Genomic DNA, 3,087 nt, shown 5'->3' with positions numbered 1-3,087 from the left:
TGCTATAAATCAAGGAGTAAGGAGTGAGGAGTAGGGAGATTTGCCTTGTATAGTTTTTTCATCAATTATCCATATTTGATATTAGCTATTACCTTCAAAAACTAAGTTTTAAGGATTAACTAAATTATGTTTTGTCCTGATTTATATTGCCAGACCGAAGTTGGAATAAGACTTTAGTTATCTACAATAGAAGGAAAAATAGTATTGTCTGAGTTTTCCGCTTTTGAGATGTCAAATATCAAATACAGTATATAACTTAATTTAGACAAGTTCCAGAAAAAATAAAATAGTTGAAAGCGTATTGTTAGAAAATAAAATTAGTAAAACTATTATGAATTGGCTGCAATCATTCTTACATTGATGTCTCAATCGCAATAAACACCGTGTCCCGCATATAGAAAATCTATAGTTTCTATAGAACCCCTAACCGTATCTTTTTCAAGCTAAATTAGCTTCTGAAGTAGCTAATATCTTGAGCAATTTAGGTCTAGGTAATAGCCTTTAGTAACTATTTATGCCAATAATGATTAAACCAAGAAACTGTAAGGCTTATGATTAGGTCAGGAGATCCCAAATGGGTTCTATATACAAAATTCTGTAAACAAGGAGCTTGATTTGCATTGATAATACAGCGGTGCTAAATGGAACTAAATCAACTTTTTTCTAAGGTTTAGATTCAAGTTTTTGAGCTACTTTAACTAGGATTTAATACTTGTTTCATCCAACTTACGAAAAATGGACTTAAAACTCCACTCAAAAATGCTAAGGAGTAATAATTTTTTTTCTGTCGTAACCAATAATTGTGTATTCGTGCATATCTATAATTTTATAAATCAAAATAACTAAACCGATGGTAGCTTCTAATCTATAATTTGTCCTGGCAGCCAATCTTCATCAAGTATTTGTTCGAGAGTATAAGGGTTAATTTCTGGTAATTTCAGTTCCGATTTAACTTGAGCAATTTTTCTGGCTTTACCATAAAGATAATCTAATCTATTAACTAAATAATTCCGTAAATTTGTTGTGAGTTTTAGTTCCAACTGAGTTCGAAATGTTAAAATTTCTGTCTGCCAATGTCTAGAATTATCATCTCTTTCCTTTTCCCAATATTGATAAAATAGAAGATGTTGAATAATTAAAATCACGAAACTTTCAACCGTGCTTTTTTAACTTCTACCCAAGGCTTCTAACTCTGCAATTAAATTATCATAATCTATGCTCTCTAATTGACAATTATTTAGCAGTTTAATTATCTTTTCTAAGCACTCAAAATAATCATCCTCATAAAATAATTTTAAATCAGTAACTTGATTTTCATATTTGATTTTTGTATCTTATAAACTCCCGCTAAACTATTAAAAAACGTCTAACGGGAGAACTCATAAAATGTAAGTATTTCCTGCGGAATGCTGCGGAAACAGCTATTAGATCTCAGCTCTCATAAGGAGGTTTCAATTAATATAGCCAGCTTTTGTAGTAAGATTTAATTCCGACTCAATTATTAAAGCTTTTATCTAAAACTAAAACCAATAGCTGATAGCTGATGGCTGACTACTGAATGCTTAACATAAAATTCTAGATTAACTTAACAGCACGCAAGCCAAACATTAAAACTGTAGCTACACCTAAACCACCAACAAACAATACAACGAAAGCAATAATTCCATCAACAGTCATTAACTTTTCTCCAAAATGGCGAATAATATAAAATTAAGTCTAATATTTAATGTTCAAAATAGCAAAGTCTGAAATTATCCATGGCATCCATCACCGTTCAACTACCCTCCAAATCTTATGAAATAGCGATCGCCCCTGGCAACCTCGACAAACTTGGCCAAAAAATGCAACCCCTCAACTTGGGCAAAAAGGTCTTGCTGGTCTCCAACCCAGAAATATTTGGTCATTATGGCTCAAGAGCGATCGCTTCTCTCCAACAAGCGGGTTTTGATGTTTCTCACTGCACCCTCCCTGCTGGAGAACAATACAAAAACTTTCAAACCCTAAATAATATTTACGATGCAGCTTTAGCACACCGTATGGAACGGTCTTCGACAATGGTCGCCCTGGGTGGTGGGGTAGTTGGGGATATGACTGGGTTTGCAGCAGCGACTTGGTTGCGAGGTTTGAATGTAGTGCAGGTTCCCACCTCTCTATTAGCAATGGTGGATGCTGCTATTGGGGGAAAAACGGGAGTCAATCATCCCCAAGGTAAAAATCTCATCGGCGCTTTCCACCAACCACGTCTCGTATTAATTGACCCGGAAGTATTGAAAACTTTACCTGTGCGTGAGTTTCGGGGTGGAATGGCAGAAGTTATTAAATATGGAACTATCTGGGATGCGGAATTATTTGCCAAAATGGAGAATAGTCAGGAGCTTGATGAAATTAATCATCTCACGCCAGGGTTATTAGAGGAAATCTTGATTAGGTCTTGCCAAAGTAAAGCTGATGTGGTAGAGAAAGATGAAAAAGAATCGGGATTAAGGGCAATTTTGAATTACGGTCATACTATTGGTCATGCTGTGGAAAGTTTGACTGGTTATACTATGGTGACTCATGGTGAAGCAGTAGCTATTGGGATGGTGGCTGCGAGTCGGTTGGCGGTGGAGTTGGGGATGTGGGATGAACAGAGCGATCGCCGTCAGTTAGCTTTGATTGAAAAAGCTAGTTTACCGACGAGGTTGCCGAGTGGGTTGGATATTGAGGAAATTTTGGTTTCTTTGCAGACGGATAAAAAGGTTAAAGCGGGTAAAGTTAGGTTTGTGTTACCGACTGGGGTGGGTGTGGTCAAGATTACAGACCAGGTTAATGCAGATGTATTAAGGGGAGTCTTGGCAGAAATTAATTAAAGAAAAAGTCAGAATTCATAATAGTTTGATGAAATTTACTTGCTGTAGTTATTTTACGTTTAGTTTTACCAAATAATTAAGGTAAAATGCATCTCCTTTCAAGGAGAAACAAGAAAAATTTTTCCTTTGAGTCAATCCTATCCGTTTTCAAAGAGAGGTAATTATTAATTATTAATTATTAATTGTTTAACTACCTACTTAATCATCACTTTCATTATGAGTAAGTTTTGGTTTTTAA

The 3,087-nt window shown here is 35.2% G+C and carries 2 protein-coding genes and 1 pseudogene; 1 reads left to right on the top strand and 2 read right to left on the bottom strand.

Translation table 11 applies throughout. From position 1 onward, the window contains the following. Positions 1-860: 860 nt before the first annotated feature. Both F6K13_RS25720 and F6K13_RS25715 read right to left on the bottom strand, forming a co-directional pair. Positions 861-1,325 (bottom strand): annotated as a pseudogene (locus F6K13_RS25720) (DUF29 domain-containing protein). A 250-nt stretch (positions 1,326-1,575) separates the two neighbouring features. Continuing rightward, positions 1,576-1,677, bottom strand: coding sequence for a cytochrome b6-f complex subunit PetL (locus F6K13_RS25715; protein WP_124144714.1), 102 nt, complete (start codon positions 1,675-1,677; stop codon positions 1,576-1,578). An 80-nt stretch (positions 1,678-1,757) separates the two neighbouring features. Between F6K13_RS25715 and aroB the strand changes: the two genes are divergently transcribed. After that, on the top strand, positions 1,758-2,849 hold the full coding sequence (gene aroB / locus F6K13_RS25710; RefSeq protein WP_287288807.1) for a 3-dehydroquinate synthase: 1,092 nt from the start codon (positions 1,758-1,760) through the stop codon (positions 2,847-2,849). Positions 2,850-3,087 lie beyond the last annotated feature (238 nt).

Source organism: Okeania sp. SIO2B9, assembly GCF_010672505.1.
Classification (GTDB): domain Bacteria; phylum Cyanobacteriota; class Cyanobacteriia; order Cyanobacteriales; family Microcoleaceae; genus Okeania; species Okeania hirsuta.
Note: the sequence above shows the minus strand (reverse complement) of the source record. Positions and strands in the feature narration are given on the sequence as shown.